2 protein-coding genes are annotated in these 5149 nt (G+C 73.3%); both read left to right on the plus strand.

What is annotated here, in order from left to right:
- A partial coding sequence (locus H5J30_RS16780; RefSeq protein WP_181788237.1) for a cupredoxin domain-containing protein occupies positions 1-4633 on the plus strand: 4633 nt, incomplete at its 5' end.
- 10 nt (positions 4634-4643) lie between these two features.
- A partial coding sequence (locus H5J30_RS16785; RefSeq protein WP_181788238.1) for a copper resistance CopC family protein occupies positions 4644-5149 on the plus strand: 506 nt, incomplete at its 3' end.

Here is a 5149-nt window from a genome sequence, read left to right on the forward strand (position 1 = left end):
GCACGCCGGCGGCTGCGAGACCGCGCCGACGCGCACGTTCGACGTGTACGCCATCGACGTCGACATCACCGTCGACCGGTTCGGCGACCACGACCCGTACGGCTACATGTACGTGCTGGCCGACCGCGAGGAGGCGGTGCGCAAGCAGGAGGCCGCGCTGCACCGGGCCTCCTCCCTGCCCGTGAACGACCCGTCCGCCGCGAAGGTCTCGACCGGCCTCGGCCAGGACGCGATCCAGCCGCTCGTGCTGCGCGCCCGCCTCGGCGAGTGCGTGGTCGTCAACCTGACGAACAAGCTGACCGAGGCGCCCAGGACCGGCTCCCTCGGCAACCCCGCCGTCGTCCAGCCCGGCGGTGTCCCCCCGGTGTCCGTCGACATGGCGGGCGTGGCGTACGACGCGGACGCCGGCGACGGCGGCCAGGCCGTCGGCAGCAGCCCGGCGCAGCTCGCGAAGCCCGGCGAGACCCGCCAGTACCGCTACTACCTGGACCCGGCGATGGGCGAGGGCGGCAAGGTGTTCCGCAGCGGCGGCGAGTCCTCCGTGCTGACCGCGCACGGTCTGTTCGGCACGCTCGTCGCCGAGCCCGCGGGCGCGCGCTGGTACGACCCGAAGACCGGCGAGGACCGCACGGACGACACCGGCTGGAGCAACTGGGAGGCCATGATCCGGCCCCGCTCCGGGCCGGCATTCCGCGAGTTCACGCTGATCTACCACGAGATCGGCGACGAGACCTTCAACCTCCGCCGCCCGCTGCGCGAGAACGACACCGGCATCCCCGTCGGCGGCGATCCCGGCAAGCCCGTCGGCGACCAGGTGGAGCTGGGCCGCCCGCTGCCGATGATCGACGCGCGCCCGCCCACGCCCACCCAGCCGGACGAGGGCGGCGGCGGCACGAAGGTCTACCGCCCGGGCAGCCGCGGCATCAACTACCGCACCGAGTCCTTCTACCGCCGGCTCCAGCTGGAGGCGCAGCGCGGCGCGGAGGCCCAGAAGGCCAACAAGTCCCTCGCGTACAGCTCGTACACCTACGGCGACCCCGCGACGCCCATGCCGCGCTCGTACCTCGGCGAGCCGACGAAGACCCGGCTCGTGCACGCGGGCGCCGAGCAGCTGCACGTCCACCACGTACACGGCGGCGGTACCCGGTGGCGGCTGAACCCGGGCACGGCGGAGAGCGAGATGGGCGGCGGCCTGACCAAGACGCCCGTCCCGCAGGGGAAGTCGATCCGGCTGGACTCGCAGACGGTCAGCCCCGCCGAGTCGTTCAACCTGGAGCACGAGTGCGGCGCGGGCGGCTGCCAGCAGGCGGCCGGCGACTTCCTCTACCACTGCCACATCTCGCAGCACTACATCGCCGGCATGTGGGGACTGTGGCGCGTCCACGACACCCGACAACCCGACCTGGCCCCGCTGCCGGACCGGGCCGCGCCCCCCGAGGCGGTCGACTCCGCCGGACTGCTGGGCCGTTCCGTGCAGGGCAGGGAAGTGGTGCTCGCGGACGAGCTGACCGACCCGGACGAACAGCTCGCCCTCGAACGGCTGGTGGAGGAGAGCCTGCCGCCGCAGGGCACCCGCTGGCAGACGGAGAGCGGGCCGGACCCGGACGACGCGACTGTCTGGGACTGGCGGAAGGCGGGCACGAAGGACGCGCCCGTCTACCTCGGCGAACCCGAGACCGCCGCCGTGTGGGCCAACTTCCGCTCCGACACCCCCGGCACGCGACCACCCATCGAGTTCAACCCGCTCACCGGCAAACCCGCCTACCCCATGCTCAGACCCCATCTGGGCCAACGCCCGCCGTTCGCGCCCAACGGCCACGCGGGCGCGCCCGGAGTGGGCGAGAAGGCCACGGAGCGACAACCCGGCGGGCTCTGCCCCAAGGACGCCTACGAGCGCTCGTACGACGTGACCGCCGTCTCCGTGCCCGTCCGCACGACCGACCGCGAGCTGGACAAGGACGGCGAGGTCTACGTACTCAACGAGGACAAGAAGGCGGTGCTCGAAGGCAGGAAGGCCGTCGAGCCGCTGGTGATCCGCTCCAACGTCGGGGACTGCGTCGCCATCACCTTCGGCAGCGAGCTGAAGGACACGGTGCAGAGCAAGGTCAACATGCACACGCACCTCGTGCAGTTCGACCCGCTCGCCTCCGACGGCGTCGTCGGCGGGTTCGCCTTCGAGCAGTCCGTCTTCGACACCGCGCGCGAGGACCGCAGCCTGACGTCCGTCGACGCCGGCCGCGACCGCATCACCGTGTCCTCCACCGACCGGCTGCGACCGGGCATCTCGGTGGGGATCGGCGTCGGCAGATCGTCGGTGGAGGTCAGAACCATCGAGGCGGTCGACGGCAGTCGGCTGACCCTCGACAGACCGCTGAGCGGCGACCACGCGCCGGGGGAGCCGGTGACCGTCGAGTTCGTCCAGTACCGCTGGTACTCCGACGTCGACTCGGGCACCGTCTTCTGGCACGACCACGTCGACGCCGTGGCCTCCTGGGCGCACGGCCTGTTCGCCGCCCACGTCATCGAACCCCCGGGCTCCGTCTACCGGGACCCCCGGACCGGAGCCGAGGCGCGGAGCGGCACGATCGTCGACATCGTCAACACCCGCGGCTCGGTGGGCGTCGGCCAGTCCGGCTCGTTCCGCGAGTACACCCTCTTCCTCGGCAACGGCAGACGCGGCCGCGGCGAGCTGTACACGCCACCGGGGCAGGGACTCAATCCGTTCAACAACGGCCAGGAGTGCGAAGAGGGCAGCATCAACCTGCGCGCCGCGCCACTGGGCGAGCGAACACCGCCGGGGGACACCCCGGCCGACCCCGCGACCACCGACCAGCGGCAGGAGTACAACGGCGCCAGATGCCGCAACGCCTTCAGCCGCGCGCCGGACGACCCGGCGAACCCGGACGGGAACACCGTGCCCGCCACGGTCACGACGGTCGATCCGTACGCCTTCTCCTCGGTGAAGTACGGTGACCCGCCGACGCCGCTGCTGCGCGCCTACGCCGGCGACCCGGTGGTCATCCGCGGCGTCGGGGTCAACGACCGGGCCGAGGCGCTGCGCGTGCAGGGGCACCGCTTCCGGATGGAGCGGTTCAACCCGGACGGGCAGCTCATGGACACCGCGACGCTGGGCGTCTCGGAGCGCTTCGACTACGTCCTCGACGGCGGCGCGGGCGGCCCGTCCCGCTCGGCCGGCGACTACCTGTACTACAGCACGCGGACGTTCGCGCTGGAGAGCGGCGCCTGGGGCATCTTCCGGGTCCACGACCGGCTGCGGGACGACCTGAAGCCGCTGCCCGGCCGGTCGTCGCCGCGCTCCGGCGCGGGCTTCCCGCTGCAGCGGCCGGCCACCGGCGACACCCAGAGCCGGCCGGGACCGGATCCGGCGCCGGCCTACGGCCCGGACGGCACCCCGGACACCTCCGTGGTCTCCAGCACGGCGCAGCCCTGCCCGGCCTCGGCGCGCACGGTGTCGTACGACGTGTCCGTCATCGACGCGCCGCTGCCCACCGCCCCGTACCGGGACGCGGAGGGAGTCGTCTACGCGCTGACGTCCGACGTGGCCGCGATCCGGGACGGCAGCAAGCGGGTCGAGCCCCTCGTGCTGCGCGCGAACAAGGGCGACTGCGTCGCGGTCACCCTGCGCAACGACACGTCGGCGGACTCCCGTTACGGCGGCACCCGCGCCGGCTTCGACCTGGCGGAGCTGACCCGCAACCAGCAACTGGGCGGCGGCTCGGCGATCGGACTCAACGCGGACACCACCGTGGGCGCCGGCGAACAGGCCACGTACACCTTCTTCGCCGACAAGGAGCTGGGCACCTCGCTGTTCCAGAACCTGGGCAGCACCGCGTCCCTGCGGCACGGGGCTTACGGCATGCTCGTCGTCGAGCCCACCGGATCGGTGTGGTCCGACAGCCGGACGGGAGCCAGGTTCGGCAGCCGCAGGACCGGCACCGAGGCGATCGTCAGGCTGCCCGACGGGCGCCGGTTCCGCGAGTTCGCGCTCCTGATGCAGACGACCGACCAGCACTTCTCCCGCAGCATCCTGCCGTACGGAGACCAGGTCGCCGGCAACGGCATCAACCCGGGCGAGGCGTTCAACAGACCGCCCGCGCCGGTGCCCGGCGCACCGCCGGGCACGGCGGGCAACGCCGGCTCGTACGACAAGGGGTACAGCCACTTCAACTACGGCAGCGAGCCGCTCACCGAGCGGCTGGGCCTCACCGCCAAGCCGAACGACTACCCGAGCGCGGAGGTCGACGGCACGTTCGGCGACGCCTTCGGGTCGGAGCGGCACGGGGACCCCGCCACGCCGGTGTTCCGTGCCAACGCGGGCGACGACGTCGTGCTCCGGGTCGGCGTCGGCGCGTCCGACCAGATCCACTCCTTCACCGTCAGCGGGCACGCCTTCCCGCTGGAACCGCGGATGGAGGGCTCGGAGATGATGGCGGCGCGGTCGATCGCGGCCGGCGAGACGCTGGAGGCGCACATCGGCAGAGCCGGCGGGCGGATCGGCGGCACGGGCGACTACCTGATCTCCGACGCCCGGCAGCCGTTCGCCGCCGCCGGGATGTGGGGCATCCTCAGGGTCACCCGGCCGGGCCGGCCCGGTGCGCCGGCGCGGCTGTGAGGCGTACGCGGTGAGGCGGTGGCCGGGCGCTCTGCTCGCCGTCGTCGCGGCCTGCGCCGGGATCCTCTGGCTGCTCCCGGCGCAGCCCGCGCAGGCGCACACCCAACTGCTGTCCTCCTCGCCCGGCAACGGCGAAAGGCTCGCCGCGCCGCCGGCCGAGGTGGTGCTCCGCTTCGGCGAGGAGGTCTCGCCGGTGACCGCCGGGACCTCGGTGTCGGGTCCCGGCGGCGAGGTGGACACCGGTGCGGTACGCGCCGACCCGAAGCAGCCGCGGCAGGTCGTCATCCCGCTGCCGGACCGCCTGGGCGACGGCGTGTACACCGTCGCCTGGCGGGTGGTGTCCGCGGACTCGCACCCCATCCACGGCGCGCTCGTCTTCGGCGTCGGCGACGCGGCGACCGGCCCGCTGCCCGCCGCCGGGGCGCAGACGGACTCGCAGCCCGCGCTGTCCGCGGCCTTCGCCGCCGTACGGTGGCTCGGCTATCCGGCACTCGCACTGCTCGCCGGCGGCGCGGG

Source organism: Streptomyces phytophilus (genome assembly GCF_013870535.1).
Taxonomy (GTDB): Bacteria; Actinomycetota; Actinomycetes; order Streptomycetales; family Streptomycetaceae; genus Streptomyces; species Streptomyces phytophilus.